Consider the following 16431-nt stretch of genomic DNA (forward strand, 5'->3'; position numbering starts at 1 on the left):
GCTTGCCGTAGCAGGACGCCGGGCCGCAGCCCTCCTCGGAGGGCTGCGGCCCGGCGTCGTTTCACGCGGCGACCGTGCGCCGCGCCGGGACCCAGCAGCGGATGACGTCGCGCACGGACACGATGCCGACGGGTCCGCCGTGCTCCAGCACGATCAGGTGCCGGAAGCCGCCGTGGGCCATGGCCTCGGCGGCTTCCTGCACGGTGGCTTCAGGGGTGCAGAACACGACGTTGTTGGTGGTGTGCGCGCCCACGGACTCCCGGTCCGGGTCGTGGCCCGCGCCGATCGAGTTGAGGATGTCGCGCTCGGTCAGGATGCCGATTCCGCTGTGGTCGGGGTCGAGGACGACGGCCGCGCCGACGCGCCGGCCGGACATCAGGCAGGCCGCCTGCCGGAGGGTGTGTGCGGGTCCGAGGGTGAGGATCACGGTGCTCATGGCGTCACGGACGAGCATGAAGAGAGCCACCTCCTGGGGTGAGTCCCCCCGCCTGGGTGGGTGCGTCCGGGGAGCCGCCTCAAGAGAAACGGTTCACAAGCGCACAAGCGGGGGGAGTATCAGATTCCCATGGACCCGCAGGGCCGACAAGAAGGCGCGCGACGGAGCGTGAACAGCGCGCGGCGGGCTCAGGCACGCGGGCGCAGCAGGCCCAGCATCTCCTCGTGGAGCAGTCCGTTCGAGGCCGCGGCGTTCCCGCCGTGCACCCCGTCCACGCCGTCCAGGCTGGTGAAGCGGCCGCCCGCCTCCTGGACCACGACCGCGATGGCCGCCATGTCCCAGAGGTTGAGCTCGGGCTCGGCGCACAGGTCCAGCGAGCCCTCGGCGACCATCATGTACGGCCAGAAGTCGCCGTAGCCGCGGGTCCGCCAGCATGCCCGGGTCAGGTCCAGGAACCCGGCCAGCCGGCCCTGCTCCTCCCAGCCGCTCAGTGAGGAGTACGCGAACGAGGCGTCGCCCAGCCCGCCGACCTTGGACACGCCGATGGCGCCGGTCTCGCCGAGCGCGCCGCCCGCGTACGCGCCCCCGCCCCGGGTCGCCCACCAGCGGCGGCCCAGCGCCGGCGCGGACACCACGCCGACCACCGGGCGGAACTCGCCGTCGGGGTCCTGGGCCATCAGGGAGATCAGGGTCGCCCAGACGGGAACCCCGCGCACGTAGTTCTTCGTGCCGTCGATCGGGTCCACCACCCAGCGGCGCGGACCGCTGCCCTCCAGCCCGTACTCCTCGCCCAGGACGGCGTCGTCCGGCCGCGCGGCCGCGATGCCGGCCCGGATGATCTCCTCGGCCGCCTTGTCCGCCTCGCTCACCGGGGTCATGTCCGGCTTCGTCTCGACCTGCAGGTCGAGGGCGCGGAAGCGCTCCATCGTGGCGGCGTCCGCCGCGTCGGCGAGTTCGAGGGCAAGGCGCAGGTCATCGTCATACTCGGGCATGCCCGAACAGTATCGAGACTCCCGGAGCCCGGCCAACGCCGTCCACAGTGCGGCCCCGACGCGCCCTTGACAGGATCTGGCGGCCCGTCAACTCTGGCCGGAGAGAGCCGAACGGGGAGGCGCGGATGCCGGCAGCCCGGGAGTCCTTGCTGGAGGCGGCGGGAGCGGCGCTCTCGGCGCGCCCCTGGCCGGACGTGCGCATGGTCGACGTGGCCGCCGCGGCCGGGGTGTCCCGGCAGACCCTCTACAACGAGTTCGGCGGCAAGGCGGGCCTGGGCCGCGCGCTGGTCCGCCGCGAGGCCGACCGCTACCTCGACGGGGTCGACCGGGCCCTGTCCGCCCCGGCCCAGGCCGCCGAGCGGCTCGCCGCCGTCGCGGAGTGGACCGTACGGGCGGCCTGCGCCCAGCCCCTCGTACGGGCCCTGCTCACCGGCTCCTGGGACACGGGCCTGCCCGCGGCGGGCGGCCGGGCACCCGGGCCCGGCGAGCTGGCCCGGGCCGTCCGGGACCGGGCGGCCGCCGCGCTGACGCCGGGGGAGGGTCCGCAGCGCTGCGAGCTCGCCGTGCGCCTCGCCCTCTCCTACGTGATCGCCCCGGGGGAGGAGCCGGGGCCGGGCGAGCTGCGCAGGCTGCTCAGTGCGCAGACCCGGACAGCTGGAGCCCGATGACGCCCAGGATGACCAGCGAGATCGAGACGAGTTTGAGGGTGGAGACGAGGTCGCCGAGGAAGACCATGCCGTAGATCGCCGTCCCGGCGGCGCCGATGCCCGTCCACACCGCGTACGCCGGTCCCACGTCCAGCTTCTTGAGCGCCAGGGTCAGCAGACCGAAGCTGCCGAGCGCGAAGCAGGCGAAGGCGATGGTCGGCCCCAGCCGGGTGAATCCGTGGGAGAGCTTGAGGCATACCGCGAAACCGGTCTCCAGGAGTCCCGCGACCACGACCAGCAGCCACGCCATGTCGAATGCCTCCCCGCGTCACGTGACATCACGTCACTTGGTGCGATTATGCATTTATCCAGACAGGGCCCCCGACAAACGCGGCCGAACCTCCGTGGGACGGTCAGTCGCCCTCGCGCCGCTCGCGCGTCTCCAGCAGCCGGCGCAGCGAGTACAGCCGGGCCGGGTCCGCGTGGCCGTCCTCCACCCACTTGTCGAGCGCGCAGTCCGGCTCGTCGTGGCTGCACGCGCGCGGGCACTCCTCGGTGCCCGGCACCAGGTCCGGGAAGGCCAGGATCACCCGGGACGGGTCCACGTGGTGCAGGCCGAAGGAGCGCACGCCCGGGGTGTCGATGACCCAGCCGTCGCCGCTCGGCAGCGGCAGCGCGAGCGCCGAGGTGGTGGTGTGCCGGCCGCGGCCGGTGACCGCGTTGACATGGCCGGTGGCGCGCTGGCGGCCCTCGGCGACCAGCGAGTTCACCAGGGTGGTCTTGCCGACGCCCGAGTGCCCGACGAAGGCGGTGATGCGGCCGTCGAGCCGCTCGCGCACCCGGTCGGCCGCGTCACCGGTGGCCAGCTCCTCGCGGTTGGTCACCACGTAGTTCACGCCGAGCGTCGCGTAGATCTCCAGGATCTTGTCCGCGGAGGTCAGGTCGGACTTGGTGAGCACCAGCAGCGGCTCCAGCCCGGCGTCGTACGCCGCCACCAGACAGCGGTCGATCATCCGGGGCCGCGGCTCCGGGTCGGCCAGGGCCGTGACGATGGCCAGCTGGTCGGCGTTGGCGACGACCACCCGCTCGTACGGGTCGTCGTCGTCGGCGGTGCGCCGCAGGACGGACCTGCGCTCCTCGATCCGCACGATGCGGGCCAGGGTGTCCTTCTTGCCGGAGAGGTCGCCGACGATCCAGACCCGGTCGCCGACCACCGCGGCCTTGCGGCCCAGTTCGCGGGCCTTCATCGCGTGCACGGAACGGCCCTCGACCAGGCAGGTCAGCCGGCCGCGGTCCACGGTGAGGACGAAGCCCTCGGCCGCGTCCTCGTGCTTGGGCCGGATGCTGGTCCGCGGCCGGTTGCCCTTGGGGTTCGGGCGCTGGCGGATGTCGTCCTCGTCGGTGTGCTTGCCGTACCTGCGCATGACGGGCCCTACGCTCCCGCACCCGTTCCGGGTGCCCCGGAGCCACCGGCGTCCCCGGCGAGCATGTCCGTCCACATCTTCGGGAAGTCCGGCAGGGTCTTCGCGGTCGTCGCCACGTTCTCGATCTGCACGCCCTCCACCGCCAGGCCGATCACCGCGCCCGCGGTGGCCATCCGGTGGTCGTCGTACGTGTGGAAGGTGCCGCCGTGCATCCGGCGCGGCCGGATGCGCAGGCCGTCGGCGGTCTCGGTGACATCCCCGCCGAGCCCGTTGATCTCCGCGGTCAGCGCGGCCAGCCGGTCCGTCTCGTGCAGCCGCAGGTGCGCGACCCCGCGCAGCACCGAATCGGAGTCGGCCAGCGCGGCCACGGCCGCGATGCCCGGGGTGAGCTCGCCGACCTCGCTCAGGTCCACGTCGATGCCGTGGATCTTGCCGGTGCCGGTGAAGACCAGACCCGCGTCGGTCAGCTCGCAGGAGCCGCCCATCTCGGTGAAGATCCGGCGCAGCGCGTCGCCCGGCTGGGTGGTGCGGCGCGGCCAGTCGGGGATGGTCACCGTGCCACCGGTGATCAGGGCCGCGGCCAGGAAGGGCTGCGCGTTGGACAGGTCCGGCTCCACGACCATGTCGCGGCCCAGCAGCGCGCCGGGGGTGACCCGCCAGACGTCCTTCTCGCCGCCGGCCTCGGGGGTGTCGACCTGGGCGCCCGCCGCGCGCAGCATCTCCACGGTCATCCGGATGTGCGGCATCGACGGCAGGTTCCCGCCCACGTGCCGGACCTCGACGCCCTGGTTGAAGCGCGGGGCGGAGAGCAGCAGCGCGGAGACGAACTGCGAGGAGTTGCTGGCGTCGATCTCGACCGCGCCGCCCTCCAGGGCCCCGCCGCCCATGACGGTCATGGGCAGCGAGCCGCGGCCGTCGTCGTCGATGCGGGCACCGAGGGTGCGCAGGGCGCTGATGACCTGGCCCAGCGGGCGCTCGTAGGAGCGCGGGTCGCCGTCGAAGCGGATGTCGCCGTCGGCGAGGGTGGCGACGGGCGGCAGGAAGCGCATGACCGTGCCCGCGTTGCCGACGTCCACGGTCGTCGGGCCGTGCAGGGCCGCCGGGATGATCCGCCAGGCCTCGCCGCCCACCGCGCCGTCGGTGGCACCGGCCGAACTGGACGAGACGGTCTCCTCGATGCCGACGCCCAGCGCACGCAGCGCGTCGGACATCAGCTGGGAGTCGCGCGAGCGCAGCGGGCGGCGCACCCAGCCGGGCTCGGCGGCGAGCGCGGCGAGCACGAGGGCCCGGTTGGTGACCGATTTGGAGCCCGGCACCGTGACGGTGGCGTGGACGGTCCCCTCGGCGAGCGGAGCGGGCCAGAGGGCAGGGAGCGCGGGGGTCTCGGTCATGGCCACCACTTTAGTGGCTTCCCCCGACCCCAGATCTTGATCCCGGCCCCGTCTCAGGGAGCGGTCACAGGGCGAGCAGCCAGCGGGCGCCGCCGATCAGCGAGCACAGCGCGACGACGTGGAAGAAGAGCAGCCACACCACCGGGTGCAGGTGCGTGAGCCGGCCGAGCTGGTCGGCGTCCGAATCGGGTGCGCCGCCGCCCCGGCGCTTGGCCCCCAGCTCGAAGACCGGCCGGACCCCGCCGAACAGCAGGAACCACACCACCAGGTAGGCGAAACCGGCCTGCACCCCGGCCGGGGCGAGCCAGGACACCAGCAGGAAGGTTCCGCCGGTCAGCACCACCGTCAGCGCCCCGTACGCGTTCCGGATCATCACCAGCATCGCGACCAGCAGGGCGGTGGCCACCCACAGCAGCAGCGTGATCCGGTGCGCGGACAGCAGCGCCGCCCCGCCCAGGCCGAGCAGCGAGGGCGCCGTGTACCCGCCCGCGGCGGTCAGGATCATCCCCAGCCCGGTCGCCTTGCCCCGGCTGACGGTGACCCCGCTGGTGTCCGAGTGCAGCCGTATCCCGCTCAGGCGCCGCCCGGTCAGCAGTGCCAGCAGTCCGTGCCCGCCCTCGTGCGCGATGGTGACGGCGTTGCGCGAGAGCCGCCACAGCGGGCGGGGCCCCACCGCGGCCGCCGCGACGAGCCCCGTCACGATCACCAGCCACAGGTCGGGCGCGGCCTGTATGCCCGTGAGCCGGTCCCACAGACCGGCCGTCGTGCTGCTGTCCATAAGGTGGCGGACTCCTTGCGGTGAGGTACGGGCGACATGGCAGTGTGACAGCCATGTGCGGACGGTATGCGGCGGGTCGTGGGCCCGAGGACCTCGTGGAGGCCTTCGGCATCGAGAGGTGGGAGCCGGAGGAGGCCCTGGCCCCCGATTTCAACGTGGCGCCGACGAAAGAGGTCCACGTGGTCCTCGACCGTCCCCTCAAAGACGCCTCGAACCCGCGTCCGGTTCGCCAGCTGCGCGTCCTGAAATGGGGGCTGGTCCCCTCCTGGGCCCAGAACCCCGACGGCGCCGCCCGGATGATCAACGCCCGGTCCGAGACCCTGCACGAGAAGCCCTCCTTCCGCCGGCCCTTCGCGCAGCGCCGCTGCATCGTCCCCGCCGACGGCTACTACGAGTGGGTCACCGCCCACGACGAGCGGCAGCTGGAGGTGGAGGGCAAGAAGAAGCGGGCCCGCAAGCAGCCCTACTTCGTGCTCCCCTCCGACGGCGCCGTCTTCGCCATGGCCGGGATATACGAGTTCTGGCGCGACCGGACCCTGCCCGACGAGCACCCGCTCTCCTGGTGGGTCACCTGCTCGGTGATCACCACGGAGGCCGAGACCGGCCCCCTGGGCGTGGCCCCCGCCGAGGGACCGCGCTCGCTCGCCGACATCCACCCGCGGATGCCGCTCATGCTCACCCCCGACCGCTGGGACGCCTGGCTGGACCCGGCGAACACCGACACCGAGGGCTCCCTGCGGGAGCTGCTCGCCCCGCCGCCCGGCGGGCTGATGCGGGCCTACCCGGTGTCGACCGCCGTGAGCAACGTGCGCAACAACGGCCCCGAGCTGCTGACGGAGCTGGCCGCGCCGGAGGAGGGCACCCTCTTCTGACCCGGGCAGGATGGGACGCATGACCACGTGTACCGAGAGTGTCGACACCACTGCGGGCGAGGCCCGCATCACCTGGCACCCGGCGCCGCGGCCGAGGCTCGTGCTCGCCGTGAGCCACGGCGCCGGCGGCGGCATCGAGGCCCGGGACCTCCAGGCGCTGGCCGCCGCCCTGCCCGCCCGCGGGATCACGGTGGCCCTGGTCGAACAGCCGTGGCGGGTCGCCGGGAAGAAGGTCGCCGCCGCGCCCAAGGTGCTGGACGAAGGATGGCGCGGGCTGTGGCCGGCGCTCACGGGGCCCGGACTGCCGGTGGTCGCGGGCGGGCGCAGCGCCGGGGCCCGGGTGGCCTGCCGGACCGCCGCCGGGCTGGGGGCCGCCGGGGTGCTGGCGCTGGCCTTCCCGCTGCACCCGCCGGGCCGGCCGGAGAAGTCCCGCGCCGGGGAGCTCACCGGGGCCGGCCGGCCGGCCCTCGTGGTCCAGGGCGGCCGCGACCCCTTCGGGCGGCCCGGGGAATTTCCGCCGCCGGGCGCGCAGGACCCGTACGAGCTCGTGGAGGTGGCGTACGCCGATCACGGCTTCGCGGTGCCGAAGAAGGCGGACACCACCCAGGAGGAGGCGCTCCGGACGATCACCGACGCGGTCGGGGAGTGGCTCGCGCGGCTCCCCCTCTGAGGCCCGCAGGCCGCGTCCCGGAGAAAGCCGGAAACCCGCCGGGCGCCCGGGAATGCGCCGCCCGCCCCTTCTGTTGTCTCGGATGTCGGAACGTAGGGGAACTCGTCGGAGGAGAGGGAGCGCATGACCCAGGTCATCAGCCAGAACCGTCGGCAGGCCGCTGACCTGGACTGGACCGTGCTGCCGGCGCCGAAGCGCGGCTCGCTTCGGGCGGCGGAGGGCCGGGAAGGTCGACTATTCTCCGATTCGAGCGGATCCGCTTTCGGATCCGCCACGCTGTCGGAGGAGGTGGGTCCTGTCGCTGGGACCGACGAAGGCCACGCGGAGGAGACGACCCTGGAGCGCAACGCGCGCTTCGAACGGGACGCCCTCGGCTACCTCGACCAGATGTACTCGGCCGCGCTGCGCATGACGCGCAATCCGGCCGACGCCGAGGACCTGGTCCAGGAGACGTACGCGAAGGCGTACGCGTCCTTCCACCAGTTCCGCGAGGGCACCAACCTGAAGGCGTGGCTCTACCGCATTCTGACGAACACCTTCATCAACTCCTACCGCAAGAAGCAGCGTGAGCCCCAGCGCAGCGCCGCGGAGGAGATCGAGGACTGGCAGCTGGCGCGCGCCGAGTCGCACATGTCGACCGGGCTGCGCTCCGCCGAGTCGCAGGCGCTCGACCATCTGCCGGATTCGGACGTGAAGGAAGCCCTGCAGGCCATTCCGGAGGAGTTCCGCATCGCGGTCTACCTTGCCGACGTAGAAGGCTTTGCGTACAAGGAGATCGCGGACATCATGGGTACACCCATCGGTACGGTCATGTCACGACTGCACCGTGGCCGCCGTCAACTCCGCGGAATGCTGGAGGACTATGCCCGTGAGCGCGGGCTGGTTCCCGCGGGCGCGGGAGAGTCGAACGACCGGAAAGGCTCGGACTCATGAGTTGCGGAGAGCCGCACGAGACAGAGTGCTCCGAGGTCCTGGATCACCTGTACGAGTTCCTCGACCAGGAGATGCCGGACAGTGACTGCACCAAGTTCGAGACGCATTTCGGCGAGTGCAATCCCTGCCTGGAGAAGTACGGCCTCGAACAGGCCGTGAAGAAGCTGGTGAAGCGCTGCTGCGGGTCGGACGACGTACCGACCGACCTGCGGTCGAAGGTGATGGGCCGGATCGAACTGATCAGGTCCGGTCAGGCGGTGCCCGACCACGACGTCACCGCCGACAATCCCGCTCCCGGCTGATACGAGTCGGTGACCGGCCGGACGATTGAACACCCGCCCCCGGAAGAGCACTTCCTTCACCCGAATGTGCTAATCCGGGGGCGTCCGCATGGCCCAATGCGGAAATGTGGCCCACCTCGCTCCGGGCCCCACCTATTCTCCCCATTCGGTGCTGGCCCGATTCAGCACCCGGTGTGCACGGCACAGGGGAGGAGGGCGCTATGCGGGCACTTCCGCCGGGGGCGCGCGGATACATCCTGTGCGCCGTTCTCGCGGCCGTCGCGTGCGTCACCCCCGCCCTCACGGATTCCGGTACGCCCTGGGCGGCCGCGGCCCTGCTCGCCGTGCTCCACCTCGGCTGCGAACTCGTCAAGGTCTGCCCGCCGCTGCGCGGCCGGGTGCCCGAAGGCATCGGCCCCTTCTTCCCCGTGGTGCTCGCCGCCGTCTTCCTGCTCCCGCCCGCAGCCGCCGCGCTCGTGGCGCTGCCCGGGGGCCTCGCGGGCACCGTCGTCCAGCGGCCCGCCCGGGTGCGCCGCGTGTGGCACGGCGCACAGCAGGCGAGCGCGGCCTGGGTCGCGGGACAGGTCCACGGGCTGCTGCGCGGCCCGGTCACCCTGGGCGGCGGGTCCTCCGCCGGCTCCGGGTCCCCCGCAGGGCCGGCCGACTTCCCCTCCGTACTGCTTCCCGCCACGGCCGCGGCCATCGCCTTCTGCCTCGTGCTCACCGCCCTCGACGGCGGCATCCTGGCCACCGCCGAACGCCGCCCGGCCGCCACCGCCTGGCGCGGGCTCGTGCCCTTCTCCCTCGCCCCGCACTGCGTCCACGGCCTCGCCGGCCTGATGACGGCCGTCATGTGGCGCAGCCCCTACGGGCCCCCGGCCGCGCTGCTCGTCCTGCTGCCGATGTACATCTCCTGCTGGGTCTTCGCCCAGTACCACCGCGAGCGCGCCGCCCACCAGGCGACCATCCGCGCCCTCGTCCAGGCCGTCGACATCAAGGACCGCTACACGCGCGGCCACAGCGAACGGGTCGGCCAGGCCTCCACGATGATCGCCCGGGAGCTGGGCATGACGGAGGACCGGCTGGAGACGGTGCGCATCGCCGGGATCCTGCACGACGTGGGCAAACTCGGCGTCCCCACCCGGCTGCTGCGCAAGGACGGGCCGCTCACCCCGCAGGAGCGCCGGATCATCGAGCTGCACCCCGAGTACGGGCACGAGATGGTGCGCGGCATCGGCTTCCTCGGCGAGGCCCGGTCCGCGATCCTGCACCACCACGAGCGGGTCGACGGCTCCGGCTATCCGTACGGGCTGACCGGCGAGCAGATCCCGGTACTGGCCCGGGTGGTGGCCGTGGCCGACGCCTTCGACGCGATGACCTCGACCCGCTCGTACAGCCGGGCCCGGCCGGTGCCGGTCGCCCTGGCGGAGCTGGAACGCTGTGCGGGGGCGCAGTTCGACCCGTCGATGGTGCGGGCGCTGGTCGACGCGATCGGCCGGACCGGCTGGCACCCGGTGGTGACCTCGGACGAGGACCTCCAGGTGATCCCGGCAGGCCCCGCCGCGGCGGGGACGGGAGCCGGGCCGGGGCCCTCGGTGCTGGCCGGGATGCCGGACCAGGGCTCCCGTCCGGCCGCGGCCGCCCCGCCGCCGGACCGGGTCCCCGCTGCCCCCGGCCCGGCCGGCGGGTCCGGCCCGGACCCGGACGGCGCCGGGGCGGGCGGAGGCGGATGAGGGCCACGGCCGCGTGGACCGTGCGCGGCGCCGCCGGGGTGCTCACCGGCGCCGCGCTCGGCCACACCCTGTGGAACGGCGTCGCCGAGCCCGGCGCCGCCCTGGCCTTCGCCATCCTGATCACCATCGGGGAGCTCGCCCTCCGGGACCGCCGGGACCTCCTCGGCCGCCGCCCCGCACCGCTCGGCTCCGCCGGAGCCCTCGCCTACGCCCTGCTCGGCCAGAACGCCGGTCAGCCCACCCACCACGGGGTGCTCCAGACCATCGCGGTCGTCGTCGCGGCCCTCCTCGCCGGGATCGTCCCGCACATCGCCCGGGGCCGTGGGCCCGCCCTCGACCACCTCTCCCGCCGGGTGCTCACGGTCGCCTTCGCCGCCGCCTGTTTCCAGCCGCTCTACAACTCGGGCCGGCTGGAGCGGTGGGTGGGCCAGGGCCCGTACCTCGTCGGCTACCTGCTCCTCCTCCTCGGCCTCACCGCCCTGTGCGACGCCGTGCTCGCCGCCGCGCTCGCCGGGGCCCGGACCGGCCGGCCGTACGGTCGGCTGCTCCACGACGAACTGCGCGCCCAGCTCGGCGTCGGCGCGGCGATCTGCGCCACCGGGGTCGTGACGGCGCTCGGCGCGGCCGTCGCGGGCCTGTGGGCCGTCACCGTCTTCTGCGTGCCCCTGCTGCTGACCCAGCTGTCCTTCCACCGGATCACCGCGATCCGCACCACCTACCGCCAGACCATCACCTCGCTGGCCCGCGCCACCGAGATCGCCGGCTGCACCCGGCCGGGCCACTCCCGCAGGGTGGCCGCCCTGAGCTGCGCCGTCGGCCGGGAGCTGGGCCTGTCGGAGCGGGAGCTCACGGTGCTGGAGTACGCCGCCCTGATGCACGACATCGGTCAGCTCTCCCTCGTGGACCCGGTCCCGGACGGGGCCACGGCCGGGCTGCCCGACGGCGAGGCCCGCCGGATCGCCGAGCTGGGCGGGGAGGTGGCCCGGCAGACCGGGGTGCCCGCCGAGGTCGCCGTGGTGGTGGAGCGGCAGGCGGATCCGTACCGCGAGCAGCCCACGGCGGCCCGGATCGTGCGTACGGTGAATGCGTACGACGATCTGGTCGGCGGGAGCCGTCACCCGGGTGGCTCACTGGCCGCCCTGGAGCGGCTCCGCCTGGGCACCGGGCACGATTACCAGCCGGAGGTCGTGGAGTGCCTGGCAAGGGTTCTGGCCAGGGGCGGACGTGGCAGAGTGGTGCCCGTCCCACCTGGGTAACCCATGGGTAATGAGCGGCCGTCCGAGTGGGCATGGTTGGATGCCAGTAAGAGGGACCGTAGGAGTGTCCGCAAGGCTGCACCGTTGTCCCCCAGCGACCGCTGGGAGGTGCCCCCAGGCAGGCGGGAATCGTGAGGATCTTCGGGAAGGTACGGCATCGGCCCTCCGCCTCGTGGCGGCAGGCCACCGACCGCGCGTTCACGCTGATCGGCGACGGGCGGTACGAGGACGCGGGCGCGCTCCTGACGAGAGCGGCGGACCTGGAGCCCTGGCTGTCCGAGTCCTGGTTCAATCTGGCGCTGCTGCACAAGTTCCGGCACGACTGGGAGCAGGCGCGGGCCGCCGGGCTGCGCGCCGTGGCCCTGCTGGACCGTGAGACGGGCGCCCCGGACTGGTGGAACGTGGGGATCGCCGCCACCGCGCTGCAGGACTGGCCGCTGGCCCGGCGGGCCTGGCAGGCGTACGGGCTGAAGGTGCCCGGGGACGCGGCCGGGGCGGGTGAGCCGGTCGGGATGGAGCTCGGCAGCGCCGCCGTGCGGCTCTCGCCCGAGGGCGAGGCCGAGGTGGTCTGGGGCCGTCGGCTGGACCCGGCCCGGCTGGAGGTCCTGTCGATCCCGCTGCCCTCCTCGGGGCGGCGCTGGGGCGAGGTCGTGCTCCACGACGGCGTCCCGCACGGCGAGCGCGTGACCGCGGCCGGCCCTTCGTACCCCGTGTTCGACGAGATCGAGCTGTGGGCGCCGTCCCCGGTGCCGACCTGGGTGGTGCTGCTGGAGGCGGCCACCGAGGCGGACCGCGACGCGCTGGAGCAGCTGGCCTCGGACGCCGGGTTCGCCGCCGAGGACTGGTCCTCGTCGGTGCGGCTGCTGTGCCGGACCTGCTCGGAGAGCGAGATGCCGAGCGACGAGGGGGACGGCGAGCAGCACCTCGATCCGCACGACCACAGCGAGCCGGGCCACCCCGGACCGCTCGGGCACCGTACGGCCGGCTCGGGCTCCCTGTGGGTCCCCGAGCGCGAATGCGGGATCGCGGCACCGGCCGGTCTGGTGCGCGGACTGCTCGACGGCTGGGTCGCGGACAGCCCGGGTACCAGGGAGTGGCGGGATCTCGAAGAAGTCTGCTGACCCTGGGCCGTAGGATCACCTGGTTTCAAGGCATCTGTAGCGAACGTGTGCGTTCCCGTCATGGTGTTCGTGCTGCGCGGATATCAGATACGGGTTCGCGGGTCGAATGCGTGACCCTTCATGGGGTGTGTCGTTGATCGGATGACAGCACCGGCGGCATGGGGGTGAGCGGTGGGGTGGAAGGTGCCAGTCACCGAGGGCGAGACCACCCGGACCGCTTGTGCTCTTGGCCTGCTGCGGACGGGTGTGGATGAGAAGACCGGTGAACTGCTGACGGTCTCAGTGCTGGCGGAGCGTGTCGGCTGGACAGTCGATCTGGTCTCTGGCATGTCCGCCGCATTGCTGGCCGCGCGCTGGAATGCGGCCGATGTGGGAGTGCTCGCGTCCGGTGTGGACGGTGGGGGCAAGAGGCTGCCATCGAACGCGTGGATGGCGCTGCGCCGCCTGGGATGGGCCGTCGTGCCACCCGAGGGTGTTCGTGTCAATGACAGGATCGTTCGGATGGCACAGGAGCAGGCCGGGCGCTTGCTGCGGGCGGTGAGGTGGCGTGCTGACCTGACCGCCGGGGTACTCGCAACGTGGCCCGCCGCCCCGGGGAAGCGGACTTCGGAGGAGTGGGACGCGGTACGCGTGGCGGTGCCGGGCGGGCAGCATCAACCGTCCAGCGTCATCAACTCCCGCACCCGGCAAATCGCTGCGTTCGTCAAAGAACACGACCGGATGCCTGTTGACCTGTTCGAGGTGGAGAGCAAGCCCAGGGCGGCGCGGGTGCTGCTGTTGTCGGCCTGTGACGGGCAGCAGGCCACCATCGAACGGGCGGATGCGCCGGGCCGTGCGCTGCTGCGTTTGCAGCTCCCGACCCGGCCCGATCCGCAGTCGTACCGGGACTGGACGTGGGTGTCCTGCCCCATCAAGCTGCCGCCTGTGATCCCCGCCGGCGCGGTGCTGCACCTGCCCACCCTCCGCCCGCACCAGGGGCGTGTCCGCGCCGATCTCGCTTACACCCACCCAGTGCCGAAAACGGCCCGCAGCGGGCACGTGGTCGCGCTCGGCGTGGACTGGGGCCTCAACACCTTGCTCAGCGCGGGCGCGGCCCGCCTCCACGGCGACGGCGGCATCACCGAACTCGGGGCCGGGGGTATGTTCCGGGCGGCCGGCGTCCTCGCCAAACAGCACCGGCTGCGCCGACTGTCCGAGCGTCTGCAGGCCAAGGCCGACCACTACCAGCGACTCACGGCCGGAGACGAGCAGCACGTCCTGGCCGCCAAACACACCGTCCTCAGCGAGGAGATCAGCCGGGTCTGTGCACGCCGGTCGAACCTCAACGGCGCATTGGCCTGGGCCGCCGCCCGGTGGGCGGTTGACCAGGCCATCGCCGCCGGGGCGAGCGTCATCTACGTCGAAGACCTCCGCTCGATGGAAGCCCGTGGCATGGGCCGCACCCTCAACACGCGCATGTCCCAGCAGGTACGCGGGAAGATCGTGGACCGCATGCGGCATCTGGGCGCCGAGACCGGCATAGCCGTCGTCACCGTCCCCGCGCGCAATACCTCCAGGCACTGCCCGCGATGCCTCACCCCACTACGACACCGTAAAGCCCCAGACCGGCCCACCCTGCCCGGTTGGAAATGGGCCGTCTGCCCCTCCTATTCCTGGCAGGGCGACCGAGATCAAGGTGCCTGGCGGCGCATCGCATCACGCGGCCTCACCCACCAGAGCAAAACCGTCTGCGACCGCATCACAGGCGACCTGGCCATCCGTACGGTCGTGGACACACTCGAAGCGGGCGCGGTCATCACTCCGACCACGCCGAAGAACGGCCGGGACCGATCCAAGACCGGGTCTACCCGACGCAAGGCAACACGTCCGACGCCCAGGCGACGCCGGACACCCTCCCCCGCCGGTCCGCAAAGCCCGGCGGGAAAGCGTCCGGAGGGACATGCTCACCCGGACCGGCCCCGACTGCCCCGCGCAGCCCACCGGCACCAGGACGTGACGACGATCAGCACACCCACCACCAGCCGACACCGGCCTCAAGGGGCAGCGCTGGGCGCGGGATTTCACCTCCACGCCCACGCCACTCCACCACGGTGGGTGCGCGTCCTCGGACCAGATACCCGGTCCGGCTCGGGATTACTCAGCTGATCTGAGACGCTGTACGGGCACATCGGTGGCCACCACGACCATCGGTGACCGGGACTTACGGAAGGCGTACGGCGGACATGGCGCAGCAGGAGAACGAGGTTGTCGAGGGCGTGAACGACGGGTACGTCGTGGACACCGAGGACTGTGAGGCGCGCGAGCTCGCCCACCGTCAGCGCGGTACGGCCCGTCCGATCACCGTGGTCGGCAACCCGGTCCTGCACCGGGAGTGCAAGGACGTCACCGAGTTCGGCGACGAGCTGGCGCAGCTGATCGACGACATGTTCGCCAGCCAGAAGGCCGCCGAGGGCGTGGGCCTGGCCGCGAACCAGATCGGCGTGGACGCCAAGGTCTTCGTCTACGACTGCCCGGACGACGACGGCAAGCGGCACACCGGTGTCGTCGTCAACCCGAAGCTGATCGAGCTGCCGGCCGCCGCGCGCGTGCTGGACGACTCGAACGAGGGCTGCCTGTCGGTCCCGACGGCCTACGCCGCGCTGGCCCGCCCGGACTACGCCGAGGTCGAGGGCCAGGACGCCCAGGGCAACCCGATCAAGGTGCGCGGCACCGGCTACTTCGCCCGCTGCCTGCAGCACGAGACCGACCACCTGTACGGCTACCTGTACATCGACCGCCTCTCGAAGCGGGACCGCAAGGACGCCCTCCGCCAGATGGAAGAGGGCACCCCGCGCTACGAGACCGTCCCCAACGCCTGATCGTGAAGTGACGGTCTAGGCGGCCTGCGGGCCCCGGAAGGCGCGCCGGAACGAGTTCGGCGTGGTGCCCAGGGTCCGCAGGAAGTGGTGGCGCAGGGCGGCCGCGTTGCCGAAGCCGCAGCGGCCGGCGATCGCGTCCACCGTCTCACCGGTCGACTCCAGCAGCTCCTGCGCCAGCAGGACCCGCTGGCGCAGCACCCACTTGTACGGGGTGGTGCCGGTCTCCTGGAGGAAGCGGCGGGCGAAGGTCCGCGGGGACATGTGCGCGCGCTCCGCGAGCTGCTCGACGGTGATCTCCTCGTCCAGGTGGCGGGCCATCCACTCGATCACCTCGCCCACCGTGTCACAGGCCGTGCGCGGCAGCGGCCGCTGGATGAACTGGGCCTGCCCGCCGTCCCGGTGCGGCGGTACGACCATCCTGCGCGCGATGATGTTGGCCACCTCGGCCCCGTGCTCCTGGCGGACCACGTGCAGGCACGCGTCGATGCCCGAGGCCGTGCCGGCGGCGGTGATCACCGAGCCCTCGTCGACGTAGAGCACGTCCGGGTCGACGACGGCCCGCGGGAAGCGGCGGGTCAGGGCCGCGGCGTGCATCCAGTGCGTGGTGCACCGGCGGCCGTCCAGCAGCCCGGCGGCGCCGAGGATGTAGGCCCCGCTGCACACGCTCAGGACCCGCGCACCCCGGTCCACGGCCCGGCGCAGGGCCTCCAGCAGGGGCTCGGGGTAGATCCGTACGCCGGCGTCATTGGCGGCGGGCAGGCAGACGAGGTCGGCCTCCTCCAGTCGCTCCAGCCCGTGCGCGGGGGTGATCCCGAAGGCGCCCCCGCCCACGGTCAGGGGCCCCTCCTCCGCCGCGCACACGGCGAAGTCGTACACCGGCACGCCCATGTCACTGCGATCGATTCCGAACACCTCGCAGAAGATCCCCAGCTCGAAGGGGGCGACTCCGTCGACGAGGGCCACGGCCACGTTGGTCAGCATGACCCCAGTGTGGCAGTAATTCGGTCTTTCATGACAGTACTGCCACTGTCGATCATGG

General features: G+C 72.6%; 17 protein-coding genes. 10 read left to right on the forward strand and 7 right to left on the reverse strand.

All coding sequences use genetic code 11. The features are described 5' to 3' along the window. Nucleotides 1-61: 61 nt before the first annotated feature. The gene (locus JYK04_RS27710; protein WP_030010856.1) at nt 62-454 is read right to left on the reverse strand and encodes a CBS domain-containing protein; all 393 of its coding nucleotides are present in this window, start codon (nt 452-454) and stop codon (nt 62-64) included. 170 nt (nt 455-624) lie between these two features. Further along, complete coding sequence (hisN, locus tag JYK04_RS27715) at nt 625-1428, reverse strand: histidinol-phosphatase (RefSeq protein ID WP_189732646.1); 804 nt, start codon at nt 1426-1428, stop codon at nt 625-627. Between the two features lie 125 nt (nt 1429-1553). Here hisN and JYK04_RS27720 point away from each other — a divergent pair, with 125 nt between their 5' ends. Next, nucleotides 1554-2096: a TetR/AcrR family transcriptional regulator gene (locus tag JYK04_RS27720; protein WP_189732644.1), complete on the forward strand. Its 543-nt coding sequence runs from the start codon at nt 1554-1556 to the stop codon at nt 2094-2096. Here the strand turns inward: JYK04_RS27720 and JYK04_RS27725 are convergent. From JYK04_RS27725 to JYK04_RS27740, 4 genes are all read right to left on the reverse strand, one after another. Further along, nucleotides 2062-2385, reverse strand: a complete 324-nt coding sequence (locus JYK04_RS27725) for a DMT family transporter (RefSeq protein WP_030711657.1) — start codon at nt 2383-2385, stop codon at nt 2062-2064. The genes JYK04_RS27720 and JYK04_RS27725 overlap by 35 nt on opposite strands. A gap of 103 nt (nt 2386-2488) precedes the next feature. After that, complete coding sequence (rsgA, locus tag JYK04_RS27730; protein WP_189732642.1) at nt 2489-3499, reverse strand: ribosome small subunit-dependent GTPase A; 1011 nt, start codon at nt 3497-3499, stop codon at nt 2489-2491. 8 nt (nt 3500-3507) lie between these two features. Further along, the gene (gene aroA, locus JYK04_RS27735) at nt 3508-4890 is read right to left on the reverse strand and encodes a 3-phosphoshikimate 1-carboxyvinyltransferase (RefSeq protein ID WP_189732640.1); all 1383 of its coding nucleotides are present in this window, start codon (nt 4888-4890) and stop codon (nt 3508-3510) included. Between the two features lie 64 nt (nt 4891-4954). Continuing rightward, nucleotides 4955-5668: a M50 family metallopeptidase gene (locus JYK04_RS27740; protein WP_189732638.1), complete on the reverse strand. Its 714-nt coding sequence runs from the start codon at nt 5666-5668 to the stop codon at nt 4955-4957. Between the two features lie 53 nt (nt 5669-5721). Between JYK04_RS27740 and JYK04_RS27745 the strand changes: the two genes are divergently transcribed. The 9 genes from JYK04_RS27745 to def all read left to right on the forward strand — a co-directional run bounded on the left by JYK04_RS27745 (nt 5722) and on the right by def (nt 15392). Further along, nucleotides 5722-6540 (forward strand): SOS response-associated peptidase, encoded by an 819-nt coding sequence (locus tag JYK04_RS27745; RefSeq protein ID WP_189732636.1) that lies wholly within the window; start codon nt 5722-5724, stop codon nt 6538-6540. A gap of 19 nt (nt 6541-6559) precedes the next feature. Continuing rightward, a complete protein-coding gene (locus tag JYK04_RS27750; protein WP_189732634.1) occupies nt 6560-7210 on the forward strand; it encodes an alpha/beta hydrolase family protein in 651 nt (216 codons plus the stop codon). A gap of 288 nt (nt 7211-7498) precedes the next feature. After that, the gene (locus JYK04_RS27755; protein ID WP_030012983.1) at nt 7499-8143 is read left to right on the forward strand and encodes a sigma-70 family RNA polymerase sigma factor; all 645 of its coding nucleotides are present in this window, start codon (nt 7499-7501) and stop codon (nt 8141-8143) included. After that, nucleotides 8140-8445, forward strand: coding sequence for a mycothiol system anti-sigma-R factor (gene rsrA, locus JYK04_RS27760; RefSeq protein WP_030012982.1), 306 nt, complete (start codon nt 8140-8142; stop codon nt 8443-8445). The genes JYK04_RS27755 and rsrA overlap by 4 nt, the downstream gene beginning before the upstream one ends. A gap of 200 nt (nt 8446-8645) precedes the next feature. Further along, nucleotides 8646-10157 carry an HD-GYP domain-containing protein gene (locus JYK04_RS27765; RefSeq protein ID WP_189732632.1) on the forward strand — a complete coding sequence of 504 codons (1512 nt, stop codon included), beginning with the start codon at nt 8646-8648 and terminating at the stop codon, nt 10155-10157. Next, nucleotides 10154-11413 carry an HD-GYP domain-containing protein gene (locus tag JYK04_RS27770; protein ID WP_189732630.1) on the forward strand — a complete coding sequence of 420 codons (1260 nt, stop codon included), beginning with the start codon at nt 10154-10156 and terminating at the stop codon, nt 11411-11413. Before JYK04_RS27765 ends, JYK04_RS27770 begins: the two co-directional genes overlap by 4 nt. Before the next feature lie 131 nt (nt 11414-11544). Then, nucleotides 11545-12534 (forward strand): tetratricopeptide repeat protein, encoded by a 990-nt coding sequence (locus tag JYK04_RS27775; protein ID WP_030011692.1) that lies wholly within the window; start codon nt 11545-11547, stop codon nt 12532-12534. Nucleotides 12535-12780: 246 nt separating this feature from the next. Further along, nucleotides 12781-14679 (forward strand): zinc ribbon domain-containing protein, encoded by a 1899-nt coding sequence (locus JYK04_RS27780; protein WP_229874950.1) that lies wholly within the window; start codon nt 12781-12783, stop codon nt 14677-14679. Between the two features lie 77 nt (nt 14680-14756). Next, the gene (gene def / locus JYK04_RS27785) at nt 14757-15392 is read left to right on the forward strand and encodes a peptide deformylase (protein ID WP_189732626.1); all 636 of its coding nucleotides are present in this window, start codon (nt 14757-14759) and stop codon (nt 15390-15392) included. A 15-nt stretch (nt 15393-15407) separates the two neighbouring features. Here def and JYK04_RS27790 read toward each other — a convergent pair whose 3' ends face one another. Further along, nucleotides 15408-16373: a helix-turn-helix domain-containing protein gene (locus tag JYK04_RS27790; protein WP_189732624.1), complete on the reverse strand. Its 966-nt coding sequence runs from the start codon at nt 16371-16373 to the stop codon at nt 15408-15410. Between the last annotated feature and the right edge of the window lie 58 nt (nt 16374-16431).

This window comes from Streptomyces nojiriensis (assembly GCF_017639205.1).
GTDB lineage: Bacteria > Actinomycetota > Actinomycetes > Streptomycetales > Streptomycetaceae > Streptomyces > Streptomyces nojiriensis.